The following is a 17,342-nucleotide window of genomic DNA, read 5'->3' on the forward strand; positions in this document are numbered from 1 at the left end:
ATGCTTATGCGGCGAGCGCTTCGCACTGCGCCTGGCCGAACAGCAGGCGCTGGCGCAGCGCAGCCACCGGCGTGCGGCGCTGGATCATGTCGAAGTACCAGGGGCCGTCCTGCACGTCGCCGTACAGCACGGCGCCGACCAGGTAGCCGTCCTGCAGCACCAGGCGCTTGTAGACGCCGCGGCGCGCATCGCGCAGCACCAGGTCCTCGCTGCCTTCGCCGCCGATGAAGTCGCCGGCCGAGTACAGGTCCACGCCGGTCACTTTCAGTTTAGTCGCGGTGGCCTGCTGCACGTAGCGGCGATGGCCGGCGCCGGCGAGGTGGGCGGCGCACACGCGGGCCTGGTCCCAGATCGGCGCGACCAGACCGAAGGTGGCCTGGCGGTGCTGCACGCACTCGCCCACGGCATAGATGCGCGGATCGTAGGTCTGCAGCGTGTCATCGACGACGATGGCGCGCTCGCAATGCAGGCCGGCGCCGGCGGCCAGTTCGATATTGGGGCGTACGCCCGCGGTCATCACCACCAGGTCGGCGGGGATCTCGCTGCCGTCCTTGAAGCGCACGCCGGTGACGCGGTCGGTGCCGAGGATCTCCGCGGTCTGCGCGCCCAGCAGGAAGCGCAGGCCCTTGCGTTCGAGCGCGCTCTGGAGCAGCGTGGCGGCGGGCTTGTCTAGCTGGCGCTCCATCAGGCTGTCGGGCAGGTGCACCACGGTCACGTCCATGCCCTGGCGCAGCAGCCCGTTGGCGGCCTCCAGCCCGAGCAGGCCACCGCCGATCACCACCGCATGGCGGTGGTTGCGCGCGGCGTGCTGCATGGTTTCCACGTCCTGGATATCGCGAAACGCGATCACGCCGTCGAGTTGATGGCCCGGCACCGGCAGGATGAAGGGCTTGGAGCCGGTGGCCAGCAACAGGCGGTCGTAGTGCACCTCGCGTCCCGAGGCCGAGCGCACGACGCGGCGCGGGCGGTCGATCGCCACTACCGGATCACCGGCGAGCAGCTCGATGCCATGCTCGTCATACCACTCGCGCGTGTTCAGCATGATGTCCGCCACCGTCTTCTCGCCGGCCAGCACCGGCGACAGCAGGATGCGGTTGTAGTTGCCGTGTGGCTCGGCACCGAACACCGTGATGTCGTACAGGTCCGGGGCGAGCTTGAGCAGCTCCTCGACGGTGCGCATGCCAGCCATGCCGTTGCCGACAACGACCAGGCGCGGGCGGGACTGCGGGTTGGCGGATGGCGTCATGCCGGCATCTCCAAGGCAAAAAGGTGAGCGTAGGGCGAACATCGAGGGCGGAAGGGCGGTATCAGGCGGCCAGTTCTTCTTCGACCTCGCGCAGCACCACGCTGGCGGCGACCCATACCTTGCCGTCATAGACGCGCGCGCCGTAGGCATTGACCGAGTGCTCCGGCGCCTCCAGGCATTCGCCGGTGCGCAGGTCGAAGTGGTGCTTGTAGATCGGCGAGGCCACCACCAGGCGGTCGCCCAGGTTGCCCACCAGCCCGCGCGACAGTACCGCGGCCTGCGAATTGGGATCGAAATTGTCGATGGCGTAGACCTCTTCGCCGCGGCCGATGCGGAACACGGCGATCTGCCTGTCGCCTACCAGTGCGCACACACCAGTATTGGGCACGATATCGCGTACGGTGCAGACGGCGGTCCAGCTTTCGGGATGGTGGGAATGGCTCATCACGTTCTCCTTGATTTCGGGCGCGGTCAGGCTGCTTTTGCGGGCACGGCGACCACGGGAATGTGGCCCAACCGGGAGCGCTGCAAGTTCCGTTCCTCCGGCGTGGCGGGACGAATCTGGCCGCGCTCTTCGATAAACACGAGGTTGTCGTCGCGGCGGTCGCTGTTGACGAAGTGGCGGAAGCGCTTGCGCGTCTCCGGATCGGTCACGGCCTTCTTCCACTCGTCTTCATAGGTGTCGACCACGTGCTGCATCTCGGATTCGAGCTCCGCGGCGATGCCCAGCTTGTCGTCCAGGACCACGGCCTTGAGGTAGTCCAGGCCGCCTTCCAGGTTGTCGCGCCAGACGCTGGTGCGCTGCAGGCGGTCGGCGGTGCGCACATAGAACATCAGGAAGCGGTCGATGTAGCGCACCAGCGTGTCGTGGTCGAGGTCGCTCGCCAGCAGTTCGGCGTGGCGCGGCTTCATGCCGCCGTTACCGCAGACGTACAGGTTCCAGCCCTTGTCGGTGGCGATCACGCCCACGTCCTTGCCCTGTGCCTCGGCGCATTCGCGGGTGCAGCCGGATACGCCGAACTTGATCTTGTGCGGCGCGCGCAGGCCCTTGTAGCGGTTCTCCAGTTCGATGGCGAGGCCGACCGAGTCGCCCACGCCATAGCGGCACCAGGTCGAGCCCACGCACGACTTCACCGTGCGCAGCGCCTTGCCGTAGGCATGGCCCGATTCAAAGCCGGCGGCGATCAGTTCTTCCCAGATAAAGGGCAGTTCCTCGGCGCGTGCACCAAAAAGGTCCACGCGCTGGCCACCAGTGATCTTGGTGTACAGGCCGTACTTCTTGGCGACCTGGCCCACGGCGATCAGGCCTTCGGGCGTGACTTCGCCGCCCGGCATGCGCGGCACCACCGAGTAGGTGCCGTCCTTCTGGATGTTGGCCAGGTAGTAGTCGTTGGAGTCCTGCAGGCTGGCGTGCTCTTCCTTGAGCACGAACTCGTTCCAGCACGAGGCCAGGATGCTGCCCACCGCCGGCTTGCAGATATCGCAGCCCATGCCCTTGCCATGCGCTTCCAGCAGCGCGTCAAAGGTCTTGAACTTGCCCACGCGCACCAGGTGGTAGAGCTCCTGGCGCGAGAAGGGGAAGTGCTCGCAGATGTGGTTGTTGACCGCCATCCCCTGCTTCTTCATCTCGGCCTTCATGATCTGCGTGACCAGCGGCACGCAGCCGCCGCAGGCGGTGCCGGCCTTGGTGCAGGTCTTGAGCGCACCGATGCTGGTGGCGCCGTCGCACACGGCGCCGCAGATCTCGCCCTTGGAGACGTTGTTGCACGAGCAGATCTGGGCGGTGTCGGGCAGGGCATCGGCGCCCAGCGCCGGCTTGGCCTTGCCGCTGCTGTCGGGCAGGATCAGGAATTCCGGCGACTCGGGCAGCTCGATCTTGTTGAGCATCATCTGCAGCAGCGTGCCGTACTCGCTGGCGTCGCCGATCAGCACGCCGCCCAGCAGGTACTTGCCGCAGTCAGACACGACCAGCTTCTTGTAGACCTCCTTGCGGTCGTCGCTGAACTGGTAGAAGCGCGCACCCGGCACGGTGCCGTGCGGATCGCCGATGCTGGCCACGTCCACGCCCATCAGCTTGAGCTTGGTGCTCATGTCGGCGCCGCCGAACTCGGCGCTTTCGCCGCGCAGGTGGCGTGCGGCCACGCGAGCCATGTCGTAGCCCGGGGCCACCAGGCCGTAGATCTTGCCTTGCCACAGCGCGCATTCGCCGATGGCGTAGATGTCCGGATCCGAGGTGCGGCAGGTGTTGTCCACCGCGATGCCGCCGCGCTCGCCCACCGCCAGGCCGCTGGCGCGCGCCAGTTCGTCGCGCGGGCGGATGCCGGCCGAGAACACGATCATGTCGGCGTCGAGGTGCGTGCCGTCGGCAAACACCATGCGGTGCGTGCCGTCTTCGCCGTCGACGATTTCAACGGTGTTCTTGCCGGTGTGGGCGGTCACGCCCAGGCCCTGGATCTTCTGGCGGAGCATGCGGCCACCGCCTTCATCGACCTGCACCGCCATCAGGCGCGGAGCAAACTCGACCACGTGCGTCTGCAGGTCCATGTCGCGCAGCGCCTTGGCGCATTCCAGGCCCAGCAGGCCGCCGCCGACGACCACGCCGGTCTTGGAGCGCGCGCCGCATTCGCGCATCGCTTCCAGGTCCTCGATGGTGCGGTAGACGAAGCAGTCCTTGCGGTCCTTGCCCGGCACCGGCGGCACGAAGGGGTAGGAGCCGGTGGCCAGGATGAGCTTGTCATAGGACAGGGTCTCACCGGTGGACACCTTGACCGTGCGCGCGGCGCGATCGATCTCAACCGCGCGGGCATTCAGGCGCAGCAGCATGTTGTTGTGCTGCTCGAAGAAGCCGGCGGGCACCAGCGACAGGTCTTCGGCCGACTTGCCGGCGAAGAACTCGGACAGGTGCACGCGATCGTAGGCGGGACGCGGTTCTTCGCACAGGACGGTCACTTCCAGGTTCTGCGCGCCGGCTTCCGCCAGGCATTCCAGGAACTTGTGACCCACCATACCGTGGCCGACGATGATCAGTTTCATGATGCTTTCCTTGTCCGGTAGTCAGTCTTTGCTGCTTGTTGTGCTGTGGGGGCGATGCAGGGGATTCAGTTGGCCAGCGCGCTGTCGTACAGCGCCTGCTCCTGGGCCTTGTGCTCGGCGCTGAAGCGGATGGCGATGGCGCACAGGGCGGCGATGGTGGCCAGCACGCCCAGCACGGTCAGCGTGTGCTGCAGGTCGCCCAGGCCCTTGAGCAGGAAGCCCGCGGCGACGGCGCCGACGTTGCCGCCCGCGCCGATGATCCCGGCCACGCCGCCCAGCGCCTTGCGGTCGATAAAGGGCACCAGGGCGTAGGTCGCGCCGCAGGCCATGTGGGTGAACAGGCCGAACAGCAGCATCGCGACCACGGCCAGCGTCACGCTGCCGGCCTGCGCGAACCACAGCAGGCCCAGGCCTTCGCCCATGATCAGCACGAACAGCAGCGTGGCACGTGCATCCAGGCCGCGACGGCGCGCTGCCTTGTCCGACAGCCAGCCACCCAGCGCGCGGGCAAACAGCGCCAGCAGGCCGAAGCTCGCGGCAGCCAGGCCGGCGGCCTTCAGGCTCAGGCCGAAGCGGTCCACGTAATACGAGGCGGCGATGTTGTGGATGAAGATCTCAACGCCGAAGCAGGCGCCGTAGGTGATGAACAGCAGCCACACGCGATAGTTGGCGCTGGCGGCGCGGAAGCTGGCCCAGCCGCCGCCCTTGCCGCCGTCTTTGCCGGCGATGGCGATGCCGCGGGCGCGCAGGTCCGAGTAGTTGCCTTCCGGGCAGTCCTGCGTGAAGCGCCAGTAGACGACGGCCATGATCAGCATCAGCACGCCCGGCACCACCAGCGCAAAGCGCCAGCCGAGTGCGTGGTCGGCGCCCAGCATCAGCACCGCGGCCAGCAGCAGCGGCATGATGGCCTGCGCGGCGCCGCCGCCGGCATTGCCCCAGCCGGCCGAGGCCGCGTTGGCGGTGCCGACCACGTTGGGCGCGAACATCACCGAGGTGTGGTACTGCGTGATCACGAAGCTGGCACCAACCGCGCCGATCAGCAGGCGGAAGATCAGGAAGGTCTCATAGTTCTGCGCCAGGGCGACGCCGAGCACCGGCAGCGCGCCCACCGCCAGCAGGCCGGTGTAGGTCTTGCGCGGGCCGAAGCGGTCGCACATCGGGCCGATCACCAGGCGCACCAGGATGGTCACCGCCACCGCGGCGATATTGATGTTGGCGATCTGGCCCGGGGTCAGGCCGAATTCGCCCTTGAGCACGGGCATCAGCGGCGCGCAGGCAAACCACGCGAAGAAACAGACGAAGAACGCCATCCAGGTCAGGTGGAAGGCGCGCATCTGCGGGGTGCTCAAGCTCATCAGCTCGATGCGGGTGGCTTTGCCGGTCATCGTCCCTTGCTCCAAAAAAACAAGTGGCGTCCCGCAAACCGGGCCAGTGATCGGTGTGATCGGGTCATGGCCGGTTCAGGGGACGCCGTTGTCCTGAACAGCTGCTACATGGGATAGCGGCTGCTTATGTGGGGTGGGCCGGTCGCCGTTGACGGGCCCGGTCCACATTACGCAAGGGGTGTGCCAGGCCTGTAAGTGATGGCAAAGGGGAGAGTGGCGCGCTCAAGCGCCTTGGGGAACGCCTCGAATGCGCTGAGGTGGGGCGGCCTGCGGGCCCGCGGCACAGTCATGGTGCAGTGCAGTGGGCTGGTGTGGTGCGATGCAGCACACGGGGACAGAGGCCTAGTCGCCGTGGCCTTCCTTTTCAAGGCGACGCATGGGGATCATCTGCATGTCGCGGGGTAACACCAGTGCCCCATCCTCGTCGACCAGCGCAGCGCGCACCAGCTTGCCGCTGGCGCGTGAGCGCACCTGCACCGGGCCTTCGCCGTGCGCCATATTGCAGTCGCCCCACTGCATCAGCCCGATCAGCACGGGCAGCAATTCGACCGTGGCACGGGTGGGGCGGTACTCGAAGCGTTCGCGTTCGCCAGGCTCGCGGTAGCCGACCTTGCGCAGCAACCCGGCCTCCGTCAGCGTCTTGAGTCGCGCGGACAGCACTGCGGGCGAGCATTCCAGCCGGCGGAGGAAGTCGTCGAAGCGCGTTACACCGGAGAGGACATCGCGCAGGATGAGGATCGTCCACTTTTCGCCGATCAGCGAAAGCGTCGCGGCGATCGAGCAGTGGCGGAGGTCGGACGCAGTGATGTTCATGGTGAACCCAGCATAGCATGCTGACTTCATTTGCAAAAGTCAGGCTATTGCGTATACTCTGACTACAAACAATGTAGTCAGGTGGCGGCATGGAAAGCAAGAGCGAAGTCCGGTCGGGTGATGCGGAAAGCTGGACGGTAAAGCGGGGCGTGCGCGTCACGTTGCGCCGCACCCAGGTGCAGGATGGCGGGGCGCTACGGGCGCTGGTGGACGGCCTGTCGCGCGAAAGCCGCTACTTCCGCTTCCTGACCGGCGGGCGCGTGGTGGACCAGATTGTCGATGGCCTCGCCAGCCCGGGGCCGGATGGCGTGGCGCTGGTGATCGAGGCGCCCGGCGCCGACGGCGAGCCGGCCGTGGTCGCCAGCGCGGAATACGTGGTGAGCGGGCGGGTCGCGGAACTCGCCGTGGTGGTCGCCGACGCCTGGCAAGGCCAGGGGCTGGGCCGGCGCCTGATCGGCAAGCTGCGCGACCTGGCCGGGGCCGCCGGCCTGCACGCGATGCGTGGCGACGTGCTCAGCGAAAACCGCCGCATGCTCGCCATCCTGCGTGACTGCGGCTTCAGCACCCGCCGCAATCCGGAGGATAGCTACCTGCACGAAGTCTCGCTGGCGCTGCGCGCGCCCGCACGCAGCGCGCAGTCGCTGCCGGCAGACTGGTTCGGCGCGCGCTGAGGGAAGGGCGCCCCATCAGCGAGCGGCACGCTTGCCGCGCGCCTCAGCCGGCCGCGCGTTTGCCGCGCGCCGTCAGCGTGCAGCCCACCGAGGCCGTGATGATGCTGGCGATCGCCAGCCACTGCACCGGGCTCAGCTGCTCGTGCAGGAACACCAGCCCCGCCAGCGCGCCCATGGCCGGCTCCATGCTCAGCAGGATGCCGAAGGTGCGCCGGTGCAGGCGCTTGAGCGCCACCATCTCCAGCGAATAGGGGATTGCACTCGACAGCACGCCCACCGCCAGCCCGAACAGCAGCAGCGTCGGGCTGAACATCGCGGTGCCCGCGTGCGCCAACCCGAACGGCATCACCACCAGTGCCGCCATGGTCAGCCCCAGCGACGTCGCCTGGCCACCGTGGGCGTTGCCCGCCATCTGCCCGAACACGATATAGAGCGCCCAGCCCACGCCGGCTGCCAGCGCATAGCCGATGCCGACCGGATCGAGCGTGCCGGCAGCTTCGCCCACCGGCAGTAACAGCAGCAGGCCCGTTACCGCGAACGCAATCCACAGGAAATCGATCGCGCGCCGCGACGACAGCACCGCCACCGCCAGCGGGCCAGTGAATTCGATGGCGATCGCCAGCCCCAGCGGGATGGTGCGCAGCGACATGTAGAACAGCAGGTTGGTGGCGCCCAGCGCCGCCCCGTACAGCGCGATCGCGCGCGCATTGGCCAGCGTCAGCGGGATGCGCCACGGTCGCCAGACGCACAGCAGGATCAGCGCGGAGAAGCCTACCCGCAGCGCTGTAGTGCCTTGCGCGCCGAGCACCGTGAACAGGCTCTTGGCGAACGAGGTGCCGACGCACAGCGAGGCCATCGAGGCGGTCAGGGCGAGCACGGCGATCAGGGTCGAGCGTCGGTTGGCGGCGGCGTGGGGCAATTCGGGGTCCTGTGGGGATGGCGTGCGTCTGGTGCGCGGTGCAGCGGCATCATGGGGCAGATGCCGCCCTGGCGCCATATACAGGTTGGGGCGGTTGGCGCAGTACAGTTGTTTGGGGCGATCGTGGTGATCACGGACCTGCCCCGCATCAGGCCTCAGTGATTGCGCGCCGCTGGCTTGCGCCGTTTGCCGGCCTTGCCCGCACAGTCCGGGCAGCGGCCCAGCAGCGTCAGCTCGTGGTGCTCGACCACGAACCCCGGTGGCGTGATCTCTTCCAGGTGTCCGGGGCAGCCTTCCAGCGGGAAGACGCGATCGCACGACAGACACTGGAAGTAGTGCCGGTGCGTGACGGCGCCCGGTTCGTCCGCAAGCTCGTAGCGGTCCGGCTGGCCCGGCAGTTCAACGGCATGCACGCGCGCGTCGTCCAGCAGCGCGCGCAGGTTGCGGTAGACCGTGGCCAGGCCCAGCGACGGCACCTGGCGCTGCGCCGCGGCCAGGATCTCGGCCGGGCTCAGGGGCCGGCCGGCTTCACGTAGCGCGTCCATCACAGCGCCGCGTTGACGGGTCATGCGTTCCATGCCTAAAATATTAATGAGAATTTATTATCATTAACGAGCGTACCTGGTTGCCGCCGCGGTGACTCGTTCCTTCCGGGGTGTTCCTATGCTGCCACCGCAGCCCAGCCTTGGCCGGCGCAAGCGGCCTTGCCGCGCGCCGGGCTCTTTCCTGCCCGCCGCCTGCGCATTGCGCCTGAACCCATTGCCGGGGCGTTCGCGGCGGCCAGTCGCCGCGCTGATGCTGGCGATTTCCGGCCTCGCCGACGCGGCGGAGGGTTCCGATATTACGCTGCCGGCGGTCTCGGTGGTCGGCACGGCCATCGCATCATACAACCCGCCCGACGCGTCGGGCGCTACCCGCACCGACACCCCGCTGCGCGAGATCCCGCAGTCCGTGCGTGTGGTGCCGCGCGCGATGCTTGACGATATCGGCGCGACCCGCTTCGACCAGACCTTCGACTACGTCAGCGGCGTGGCGCGCCAGAACAACTTCGGCGGCCTGTGGGACAACTTTGCCATGCGCGGCTTCACCGGCAACGAGAACACCGGCGCCGGCTACCTGGTCAACGGCTTTGCCGCAAACCGCGGCTACACGGCGCCGATGGATGCGGCCACCATCGAGCGCGTGGAAGTGCTCAAAGGCCCCACGTCCTCGCTGTACGGCACCGGCGAGCCCGGCGGCACCTTCAACGTGGTCACGCGCCAGCCGCAGTTCCGGCCCGCGCAGACCTATTCATTCGAGGTCGGCACGCGCGACGCCTACCGGCTGGCGGCCGACGTGACCGGCCCGCTGGGCGAGGACGTGGCCGGCAGGCTGATCGCCGTGGCCGACCACCAGGGCAGCACGCGCGACTACATCAACAGCCAGCGCTACCTGGTGGCGCCGTCGTTCAGCTGGACGCTGGGCAACGACACCATCCTGCAGTACGCGGCGGAATTCCAGCGCTACACCACGCCGATGGACCGTGGCGTGGTCGCCGTCAACGGGCAGCTGGGCCGCATCCCGCGCTCGCGCTTCCTGGGCGAGCCCGGCGACGGCGACATGCGGCTCAACAGCCAGTCGCACCAGCTCAGCGTGGAGCACCAGTTTTCGGATCGGTGGAAGGGGCGGCTGGCCCTGTCATACCGCGGTGGCGCGCTGACCGGGCATTCCTCCGAGGCCGCTGCGCTGGCGGCGGACGGCCGCACGCTGTCGCGCTCGCGGCGCTACCGCGACTTCCAGTCGGACGATCTCTCGCTGCAGGCAAGCGTGACGGGCAAGTTCACCACCGGCCCGGTCGGGCATGAACTGCTGATGGGCGTGGACGCCTACCGCTTCGGCAACACCATGCAGGTGCTGCGCAAGAACCCGACCGCCGCCGCGCCGTACGCGATCGATATCTACGATCCGGTCTATGGCCAGCCGGCGCCGCCGCTGCCCTGGAACATGGACACGCACGAGCGCCAGCGCAACGTCGGCGTCTACGCGCAGGACCAGCTCAGCCTGGGCGAGCGCTGGCGCGTGCTGGCCGGCGCGCGCTTAGATGCCTTCGACCAGTCGCTGGACGACCACCTGCGCGGCACCCGCACCACGCGGCACCAGAACGCGGTGTCGCCGCGCGTGGGCGTGAGCTACCTGGCCAGCCGGAACCTGTCGCTGTTCGCCAATGCCAGCCAGTCGTTCCGGCCCAATGCCGGCGTCGACGCCGCCGGCCAGCCGTTCGACCCGGAACGCGGCCGCGCCATGGAGGCCGGCATCAAGTTCGACAGCGACGACCGCCGCACCGGTGCCACGCTGGCCGTGTTCGAGATCCGCAAGCGCAACGTGCTGGCCGCCAATCCCGCCGACCCGTCGTATTTCATCGCCGCCGGCGAGGCGCGCAGCCGCGGCGTGGAACTGGACGTGGCGGGGCAGATCGGCACGCACTGGCGCGTGTCGGGCAGCTTTGCGCTGACCGATGCGGAGATCACGCAGGACACGCGCATCGCGCCGGGTACGCCGCTGTCCAACGTGCCGCGCACCAGCGGCAGCCTGCTGGCGGTGTATGAAGACGCGACGCCGATCGGGCAGCGGTATGGCGTCGGCGCCGGGCTGCGCTACGTCGGACGACGCCCGGGCGATGTGCAGGACTCGTTCTCGCTGCCCGCGTACGTGGCGGTGGACCTGCATGGCTACTGGCAATACAGCCGCAAGCTGCGCGTGTCGCTGAACGTGGGCAACCTGTTCGACAAGACCTACTACGCCAGCTCGTACAGCAACCTGTGGATCGCGCCGGGCGCGGGCCGCACCGTGCGCCTGGGCGTGCAACTGAGCTACTGACAATGTTGCCGGGCCACGCGCGCACTGCCGCGCCTCCATCTCTCCCGGCAGTCTCCCCTTTTGCCGCGGTCGCGCGGCCGGCCGGCGGCCGGCTGCTGTCCATCGACGCACTGCGCGGGCTGGTCATCCTGATCATGCTGCTCGACCACGTGCGGGATATGTTCTTCCTGCACGTGCAGGTCACCGATCCCATGGATGCCAGTGCGACCACCCCGGCGCTTTTCTTCAGCCGTCTCGCCGCCCACCTGTGCGCGCCGGTGTTTATCTGGCTGGCCGGGGTCTCGGCCTGGCTTTACGGCGCGGCCGGCCATGACCGCGGCGCGGTCAGCGGCTTCCTGCTGCGGCGCGGCGTGTTCCTGGTGGTGCTGGAGCTGACGCTGGTCGGCTTTGCCTGGACCTGGACCTTCCCGCCGCAGGTGGTCTACCTGCAGGTGATCTGGGCCATCGGCCTGAGCATGATGGCGCTGGCGGCGCTGGTGTGGCTGCCGCGGCCGATGCTGATCGCTGCCGGCATCGCGCTGGTGGCCGGGCACAACCTGCTGAGCCCGCTGCATTTCCCGCCGGAAAGCGTGTGGCATATACCCTGGGCGATCCTGCACGACCGGACCTGGATCGATATCGCCGACGGGCTGAAGGTGCGCACCTCGTACCCGGTGCTGCCGTGGATCGGCGTGATTGCGCTGGGCTACGCGGCGGGGCCGTGGTTTGCCGCGTCGATGCCTGCCGGTACAAGGCAACGGCGCCTCGCCGGCTGCGCCGTGGCGGCGCTGGCCGGCTTTGCCGTGCTGCGCGTACTAAACGGCTACGGCCAGGAGCAGAAGTGGATGCCGGGCAGCGACGCGCTGCATACCGCGATGAGCTCCTCAATGTCACCAAGTACCCGCCGTCGCTGCTGTTCCTGCTGCTGACACTGGGTGTCGGGCTGTTGCTGCTGGTTTGGCTGGAGCGTGCCGAGCGCGGTTGGCTCGCGCGGCGGCTTGCGGTGTTCGGCGCCGTGCCGATGTTCTTCTACCTGCTGCACCTGTACGTGCTGCAACTGCTGTACCAGGCCTGCGCGCACCACTGGGGCCTGAACCAGGCCAGGGTGTTCGGCTTCGACCACGTCTGGCAGCTGTGGCTGGTGGCGGCCGTGCTGGCCGTCCTGCTATGGCCGGCGGTGCGCTGGTTCGCGGCGCTGAAGGCGCGGCGGCGCGACTGGCGCTGGCTGAAGTACTTCTGAGCCAGGCATCCCGCCGCACCGCCGCCTGGCTCACTGCTGCGTTGCCGCGACGGGGGATGGCTGAGCCGCGGCTGCCGGTGGCGCTGCGGCCTGGGGCTGCGTAGCGGCCTGAGGTTGCGCTGCGGCTTGGGGCTGCGTGGCGACCTGGGGCGGCGCTATGGCTTGTGGCTGCGCTGCGGACTGGGGTTGCGCTACGGCTTGTGGCTGCGCTACGGCTCGCGGCTGCGCCGCAGCTTGGGGCTGTGCTGGGGCCTGGGGCCGCACTGCCGCCTGGGGCCGCGCGGCTGGCGCGGGGTTTGCGCGCCCACCGGACGCATCCGCCACCTCGCGCCAGCCGCCGCCCAGCGCCTTGTACAGCGACACCCGGCTGGTCAGCCCGGCCAGCTTGTACGTGACCAGCGCCTGCTGCGCGGTGTAGAGCTGGCGCTGCGCATCGAATACGCCGAAGTAGTCGTCCACGCCATTCTTGAAGCGCATTTCAGACAATCGCCGCGTTTCGCTGCCTTCGCGTACCAGTGCTTCCTGCGCCTTGACCTGGCGCTCGTAGGTGGCGCGCGCCGCCATGCTGTCGGCCACTTCGCGGAAAGCGGTCTGGATGGTCTTCTCGTAGTTGGCCACGTTGATGTCCTTGCGCACATTGGCCGCATCCAGCCCGGCCCGGTTGCGGCCGCCGTCGAAGATCGGCACGGTGAGCTGCGGTGCAAACAGCCACGCCATGCCGCCGGAGAACAGTCCCGCCAGGCTGGTGCTGGCCACGCCCAGCGCGCCGGTCAGCGAGATGCGCGGGAAGAACGCCGCGCGCGCAGCGCCGATATTGGCGTTGGCGGCCTTGAGCCGGTGCTCGGCGTCAAGGACGTCAGGACGCCGCTCCAGCAGGCTCGACGGCAGTCCTTCGGGAAACTCGCTCAGCAGCGAGCGTGGTTCGAGCGGATCCGGCTTCGCTGCCGCACCCGCATCTGTCACGGATTTCGGCAATTGGGCGCCGACCAGCAGCGTCAGCGCGTTCTCGTCCTGCGCCACCTGCCGCGTGTACTGCTCCACGCCCACCTGCGCGGTCTGCACCTGGGTTTGCACGCGATGCTGGTCGAGCTGGGCCATGGCACCGGCCTGCCGCCCGCGCCGCACCATCTCGGCCGCGTCCTGCTGGGTCTTGAGCGTTTCCTGCGACAGCCGCAGCAGTTCCCGGTCAGCCTGCAGCGTCAGGTAGGCGTTGGCCACTTCCGCCACCAGGCTGATCTGCGCGCTGCGTCGCGCCTCTTCCGTCGCCATGTATTCCTCCAGCGCCGCATGCTTGAGGCTGCGCACCCGGCCGAAGAAATCGAGTTCAAACGCGGTGAAGCCGATGCCCGCGTTGTACGTGGTGATCTGCTGCGACTGGCCCGGTGCGCGCAGCCGCGGCGAGAGCCGCTGCGACACCATGCCGGCATTGCCTTCCACGGTGGGGAACTGCGCCGCGCGCTCGATCTGGTACAGCGCGCGCGCTTCGTCGATGGCCAGCGTCGCCATGCGCAGGTCGCGGTTGTTGGCCAGCGCCAGCTCGATCAGCTGCCGCAGCTGCGGATCGACGAAGACGTCACGCCATCCCAGGTCCGCGGCGGAAGGGCCCGCCGGTTGCGCCGGCTGGCCTGGCTGCGCCGCGCCGCGCGCCGCATTGGCCTGAGGGGTCCGATAAGCGGCGCCCTCCGGCCAGGCCGAAGGGATCGGCGCATCCGGCCGCTGGTATTGCGGCTCCAGCGTGCAGGCGGCCAGGGCGAGCACGAGTGCGCCGGGCAGCAGCAGGCGCGGCGGGGTCAGGGTACGGCGGCGTGGCAAGCTTCGCATGAAGGGTCCCGGAGAGTCGAAGAAGAAGGTGGCATTCAGCCCAGCAGCGCGCGCCGCATAAAGCGCGAGATCGCCAGCTGCGGCCGGCCCTGCCGGGCGATGTTGTGCGCGGGATCGGTGAACAGCAGGCGGATCAGGCTGTGGCGCGCCGCCATGTCGGCATGCAGCGCGATGCCCAGCAACTGGCCGTCGCGGCGCACGATGCGGCAAGGAATCCATCCGGTCTGGCTGAGCCACAACGCGCCTTCGGTGCCGGCGCGGAAGGCGGGCGCCAGCGGCGTGGTGACGGCCACGCCGTTGCATGAGAGGTCCTTGGTGGTGACGCGGTACTCGCGCCCATCCACGCGCAGCAGCGCCGCCGCGCGGTGCGGGAAGCGCTCTTCCTTGCGCGGGCGCGGCAGCTCCACGCAGACCAGGAACGACGCCAGGTACAGCATCAGCGCCACGCCGGTCCAGACCGTGTTGAAGGCCAGTCCTGGCGCATCGGGGTCGACCACCAGCGCGCGCCCCAGGCCCAGCGCCGACAGTGCCAGCATCCCGGCATAGAGCGCGGCGAACTTGCCGTGGATCACCAGCTTCGAGCGGTCCAGCCCCTTGTTGGTGACCTTGAACGGCCGCCCGAACGGCTTGAACATCGCGCTGACCAGCGATGCGGTCACCGCCAGCGACGCCACGATCTGCGTCACCTCGGTAAAGATAGGCAGCGCGCGCTGGCCGGTGATCCAGATGCTGTAGGCCCAGTACGCCACCAGCGCCGGCAGGCCGTAAGCGAGAAACTGCAGCGGCTCGCTGTACAGCGTCGAGACCCCGAAATACCAGTACAGCAGTGGCCCGGCCAGCAACATCAGCGTGAACGGCCGCGAGAGCCAGTGCAGCAGGCCATGCACATAGTGCAGCCGCTGCACCGGGGTGTAGCCGCGTCCGCGCAGCGGCCCGTCCGCGGTCAGCGCCACCTGGATCGTGCCCAGCCCCCAGCGGCTGCGCTGGCTGATGTACTCGGGCAGGCCTTCGGCGGACAAGCCTACGCTCAGGCGTTCGTTGAGCCAGCGCGTGATATAGCCGTGCGGCAGCAGCCGGTAGGTCAGGTGGATGTCTTCGGTCACGGTGCCGGTGGGGAAGCCACCGATCAGCTCGACCAGGTCGCGCCGCACCAGGAACGAGGTGCCGATGCAGAACGCCGCGCCCCAGGCGTCCTTGGCCGGCTGCATCACGTCGAAGAAGGCGCGCTGCTCGTCGACCCAGCATTCGGTGGCGCGCAGGTTGTACTGGATCGGGTCGGCGTTGTAGTAGAACTGGGGCGTCTGCACCACGCCCACGCGCGGGTCGTTGAACAGCCCCACGGTGCGCAGCAGGATGTTGCGGTGGGGCGCGAAATCGGCATCGAGCACCAGGATGTAAGGCGCGCCGCCGGCCTCGGCGCTGTGGCGCAGGCCGTTGTTGAGATTGCCGGCCTTGGCGTGCGCGTTGTCCGGGCGCGTCACGTAGTACGCGCCCACGCTGTCGCAGAACTTGCGCAGCCAGTCACGGCGGGTGTCGTCCAGCACCCAGACGCGGAAGTCGGGATAGTCGATCGCCAGTGCGGAGACGATGGTCTTCTCCAGGATCTCCAGCCCTTCGTTGTAGGTGGCGATGAAGATGTCCACGCGCGGTACCTGCCCCGCGCGGCGCAGCGCAGCTTCGCCCGCATCGGCATCCGGCGAGTGGTTGCTGTTGCGCGTGAGCACCACGATCGACAGCAGCGTATAGGCCAGCGTCATGCATTCGAACGCGAAGAACACATGCGCCCATACGCTAGTAAAGGTCATCTGCCAGTCCGGCAGCGTTTCCCTGACGCGCCACGTCAGGTAGACCACCAGCAGCAAGGCGGTGACGCCGCCGAACAGCACGCGGTCGGCGGGCCGGTCCTGGCGGCACATCAGCGCGAGCAATACCACCGCGAGCAGCACGCCGCCATTGATGACCAGCAGCGACTGGTTTTCGAGAAAGAGGGCGAACATCGTCACTCCTTGTTGGTGGCGTTGGTCGCGGCTGAGGTGGAGGCGGCGACGGCCGGCGGCGGACAGGACGGTTCCAGGCAACCGCCCGGACGGAACGGGTTCCAGCGCGCCGCGGCCAGCACGGCCCAGGCGGTGGCGCCCAGGTGCGGCAGGTGGAAGTAGTAGAAGTCCTCCGTGGTCGAAGTGGGCCCGATCGACAGCCCGGTGCTGATGCGCGCCTCCGGCGTGGCGTAGAGCATCCCGGAAGGCGCGCGTTGCGACAGCAGCAACTGCCACAGCGGCTGCGCCTGCGGCGTGAGGCCGGCGGCCTGCAGTACCAGCGCGGCCTGTCCGGTGCCTTCGGTCCACATGCCGTCGGGGCTGGCTTTGAAGCCGTAGCCGGCGCCGGCGCGATGGCGTGCGTCGACCCAGGCCAGGTTGCGGCGCCAGTCCTGCGGCGGATCGGGAATCGCGATCAGCGGCCACAGCACGGCATCCAGCGCGGAGGGGCCGTCGTTGGGCGCGCGGCCGTCGTCGTGCGTGCCGATGATGAAGCGGCCCTCGCGTGGCTGCCACATGGCGTTGACAAAGCCGCGCGAGCGCGCGGCGCCGTCGCGCCAGCGCGGATCGTTGCGCAGGCTGGCCAGCCAGCTGAAGGCCGCGTAGGTATCGACGTTGTGCTCGGTGGACTTCCAGCCCTGCCGCGTCTGCTTGGGTTCGTGGCCGAAGAAGCCGCCGATATAGCCCGCGGGGGCGCCATTGTCCGGCATGCTGCCATGCACCCAGCCCATCAGCGCGGCGGCGCCGTCGAGGTAGCGCGCGTCGCGCGTGGCCTCATGCACAGCCAGCAGCAGCAGTGCGGCCCAGGCCACGTTGCCGGTGGCGGTGCCGACCTGGTAGGCGTCTTCGAACCAGCGCTTGCTGGGATCGTCCCACCAGCCCGGCAGCGGTGCCGGGCCTGGCGGCAACGCACCGGCGCGGTAGGCGTTGCGCAGGCGCGCGTCGCGGTAGTGCCGGTCCTGGCGCGTGGCCTGCAGCACGGCGTCGGCGATGCGGCGCGCTTCGGCCGGGCGCTTGCAGGCCACCAGCGCGATGCCGGCCAGGGCGTTGTCGTAGACGAAGGCGGCATTGCGCAGCGCCGGCGCCAGCGGTTCGCCGCCCGGCGCGGGCTCGTAGCTGCCGAGGAACAGCGGACCGTTGCCGGGTTCGCGGCTGACGCGCTCGGCCAGCGTCTTGCAGCCGTCGGCCAGCAGGGTTTGCTGCGCGGGTGGTGCTGCTGCCTGCGCCGCGGAAGCAGCGCGTGGCGCCACGGCAAGCAATCCGGCAAGCAGCACGCTTGCCGCGATCCTGGAGGGGCTATCAGGTATTGGTCGTCGCATCAGGGGGTCTCCCGTGCCTGCGCG

At 68.7% G+C, this 17,342-nt stretch carries 12 protein-coding genes and 1 pseudogene; 3 read left to right on the plus strand and 10 right to left on the minus strand.

Features of this window, described 5'->3' with window-relative positions; genetic code table 11:
* Window positions 1-4: 4 nt before the first annotated feature.
* From AC10V3_RS24365 to AC10V3_RS24385, 5 genes are all read right to left on the minus strand, one after another.
* Complete coding sequence (locus tag AC10V3_RS24365) at window positions 5-1,246, minus strand: NAD(P)/FAD-dependent oxidoreductase (protein WP_022537976.1); 1,242 nt, start codon at window positions 1,244-1,246, stop codon at window positions 5-7.
* Between the two features lie 61 nt (window positions 1,247-1,307).
* On the minus strand, window positions 1,308-1,691 hold the full coding sequence (gene nirD / locus AC10V3_RS24370; RefSeq protein WP_454752765.1) for a nitrite reductase small subunit NirD: 384 nt from the start codon (window positions 1,689-1,691) through the stop codon (window positions 1,308-1,310).
* A 26-nt stretch (window positions 1,692-1,717) separates the two neighbouring features.
* A complete protein-coding gene (gene nirB, locus AC10V3_RS24375; protein ID WP_454752766.1) occupies window positions 1,718-4,279 on the minus strand; it encodes a nitrite reductase large subunit NirB in 2,562 nt (853 codons plus the stop codon).
* Between the two features lie 65 nt (window positions 4,280-4,344).
* Complete coding sequence (locus AC10V3_RS24380; RefSeq protein WP_022537979.1) at window positions 4,345-5,664, minus strand: MFS transporter; 1,320 nt, start codon at window positions 5,662-5,664, stop codon at window positions 4,345-4,347.
* 342 nt (window positions 5,665-6,006) lie between these two features.
* Window positions 6,007-6,477, minus strand: a complete 471-nt coding sequence (locus AC10V3_RS24385) for a winged helix-turn-helix transcriptional regulator (protein WP_041681715.1) — start codon at window positions 6,475-6,477, stop codon at window positions 6,007-6,009.
* An 89-nt stretch (window positions 6,478-6,566) separates the two neighbouring features.
* Between AC10V3_RS24385 and AC10V3_RS24390 the strand changes: the two genes are divergently transcribed.
* The gene (locus tag AC10V3_RS24390; protein ID WP_022537981.1) at window positions 6,567-7,148 is read left to right on the plus strand and encodes a GNAT family N-acetyltransferase; all 582 of its coding nucleotides are present in this window, start codon (window positions 6,567-6,569) and stop codon (window positions 7,146-7,148) included.
* Between the two features lie 43 nt (window positions 7,149-7,191).
* On the opposite strand, the gene AC10V3_RS24395 is transcribed toward AC10V3_RS24390, so the two are convergent.
* On the minus strand, window positions 7,192-8,067 hold the full coding sequence (locus AC10V3_RS24395; protein ID WP_454752767.1) for an EamA family transporter: 876 nt from the start codon (window positions 8,065-8,067) through the stop codon (window positions 7,192-7,194).
* A gap of 155 nt (window positions 8,068-8,222) precedes the next feature.
* Window positions 8,223-8,645, minus strand: a complete 423-nt coding sequence (locus tag AC10V3_RS24400; RefSeq protein ID WP_041681716.1) for a Fur family transcriptional regulator — start codon at window positions 8,643-8,645, stop codon at window positions 8,223-8,225.
* An 85-nt stretch (window positions 8,646-8,730) separates the two neighbouring features.
* Between AC10V3_RS24400 and AC10V3_RS24405 the strand changes: the two genes are divergently transcribed.
* Both AC10V3_RS24405 and AC10V3_RS24410 read left to right on the plus strand, forming a co-directional pair.
* Window positions 8,731-10,923 (plus strand): TonB-dependent siderophore receptor, encoded by a 2,193-nt coding sequence (locus AC10V3_RS24405; protein WP_041681717.1) that lies wholly within the window; start codon window positions 8,731-8,733, stop codon window positions 10,921-10,923.
* A 2-nt stretch (window positions 10,924-10,925) separates the two neighbouring features.
* Window positions 10,926-12,142: pseudogene (locus AC10V3_RS24410) on the plus strand (acetyltransferase domain-containing protein).
* A 30-nt stretch (window positions 12,143-12,172) separates the two neighbouring features.
* Here the strand turns inward: AC10V3_RS24410 and AC10V3_RS24415 are convergent.
* Genes AC10V3_RS24415 through AC10V3_RS24425 form a run of 3 tightly spaced genes read right to left on the minus strand, consistent with a single transcriptional unit; the run spans window position 12,173 to window position 17,318 of the window.
* On the minus strand, window positions 12,173-13,963 hold the full coding sequence (locus AC10V3_RS24415; RefSeq protein ID WP_041681718.1) for an efflux transporter outer membrane subunit: 1,791 nt from the start codon (window positions 13,961-13,963) through the stop codon (window positions 12,173-12,175).
* 35 nt (window positions 13,964-13,998) lie between these two features.
* Window positions 13,999-15,960 (minus strand): glycosyltransferase, encoded by a 1,962-nt coding sequence (locus AC10V3_RS24420; RefSeq protein WP_022537987.1) that lies wholly within the window; start codon window positions 15,958-15,960, stop codon window positions 13,999-14,001.
* A 2-nt stretch (window positions 15,961-15,962) separates the two neighbouring features.
* On the minus strand, window positions 15,963-17,318 hold the full coding sequence (locus AC10V3_RS24425; RefSeq protein WP_022537988.1) for a hypothetical protein: 1,356 nt from the start codon (window positions 17,316-17,318) through the stop codon (window positions 15,963-15,965).
* Between the last annotated feature and the right edge of the window lie 24 nt (window positions 17,319-17,342).

Source organism: Cupriavidus sp. PB-02 (genome assembly GCF_058252315.1).

What these genes read in the sequence shown, in the direction of transcription:
- AC10V3_RS24365 (WP_022537976.1), bottom strand. Translation starts at nt 1,246, where the DNA reads ATGACGCCATCCGCCAACCCGCAGTCCCGCCCGCGCCTGGTCGTTGTC.
- nirD (WP_454752765.1), bottom strand. Translation starts at nt 1,691, where the DNA reads ATGAGCCATTCCCACCATCCCGAAAGCTGGACCGCCGTCTGCACCGTA.
- nirB (WP_454752766.1), bottom strand. Translation starts at nt 4,279, where the DNA reads ATGAAACTGATCATCGTCGGCCACGGTATGGTGGGTCACAAGTTCCTG.
- AC10V3_RS24380 (WP_022537979.1), bottom strand. Translation starts at nt 5,664, where the DNA reads ATGACCGGCAAAGCCACCCGCATCGAGCTGATGAGCTTGAGCACCCCG.
- AC10V3_RS24385 (WP_041681715.1), bottom strand. Translation starts at nt 6,477, where the DNA reads ATGAACATCACTGCGTCCGACCTCCGCCACTGCTCGATCGCCGCGACG.
- AC10V3_RS24390 (WP_022537981.1), top strand. Translation starts at nt 6,567, where the DNA reads ATGGAAAGCAAGAGCGAAGTCCGGTCGGGTGATGCGGAAAGCTGGACG.
- AC10V3_RS24400 (WP_041681716.1), bottom strand. Translation starts at nt 8,645, where the DNA reads ATGGAACGCATGACCCGTCAACGCGGCGCTGTGATGGACGCGCTACGT.
- AC10V3_RS24405 (WP_041681717.1), top strand. Translation starts at nt 8,731, where the DNA reads ATGCTGCCACCGCAGCCCAGCCTTGGCCGGCGCAAGCGGCCTTGCCGC.
- AC10V3_RS24415 (WP_041681718.1), bottom strand. Translation starts at nt 13,963, where the DNA reads ATGCGAAGCTTGCCACGCCGCCGTACCCTGACCCCGCCGCGCCTGCTG.
- AC10V3_RS24420 (WP_022537987.1), bottom strand. Translation starts at nt 15,960, where the DNA reads ATGTTCGCCCTCTTTCTCGAAAACCAGTCGCTGCTGGTCATCAATGGC.
- AC10V3_RS24425 (WP_022537988.1), bottom strand. Translation starts at nt 17,318, where the DNA reads ATGCGACGACCAATACCTGATAGCCCCTCCAGGATCGCGGCAAGCGTG.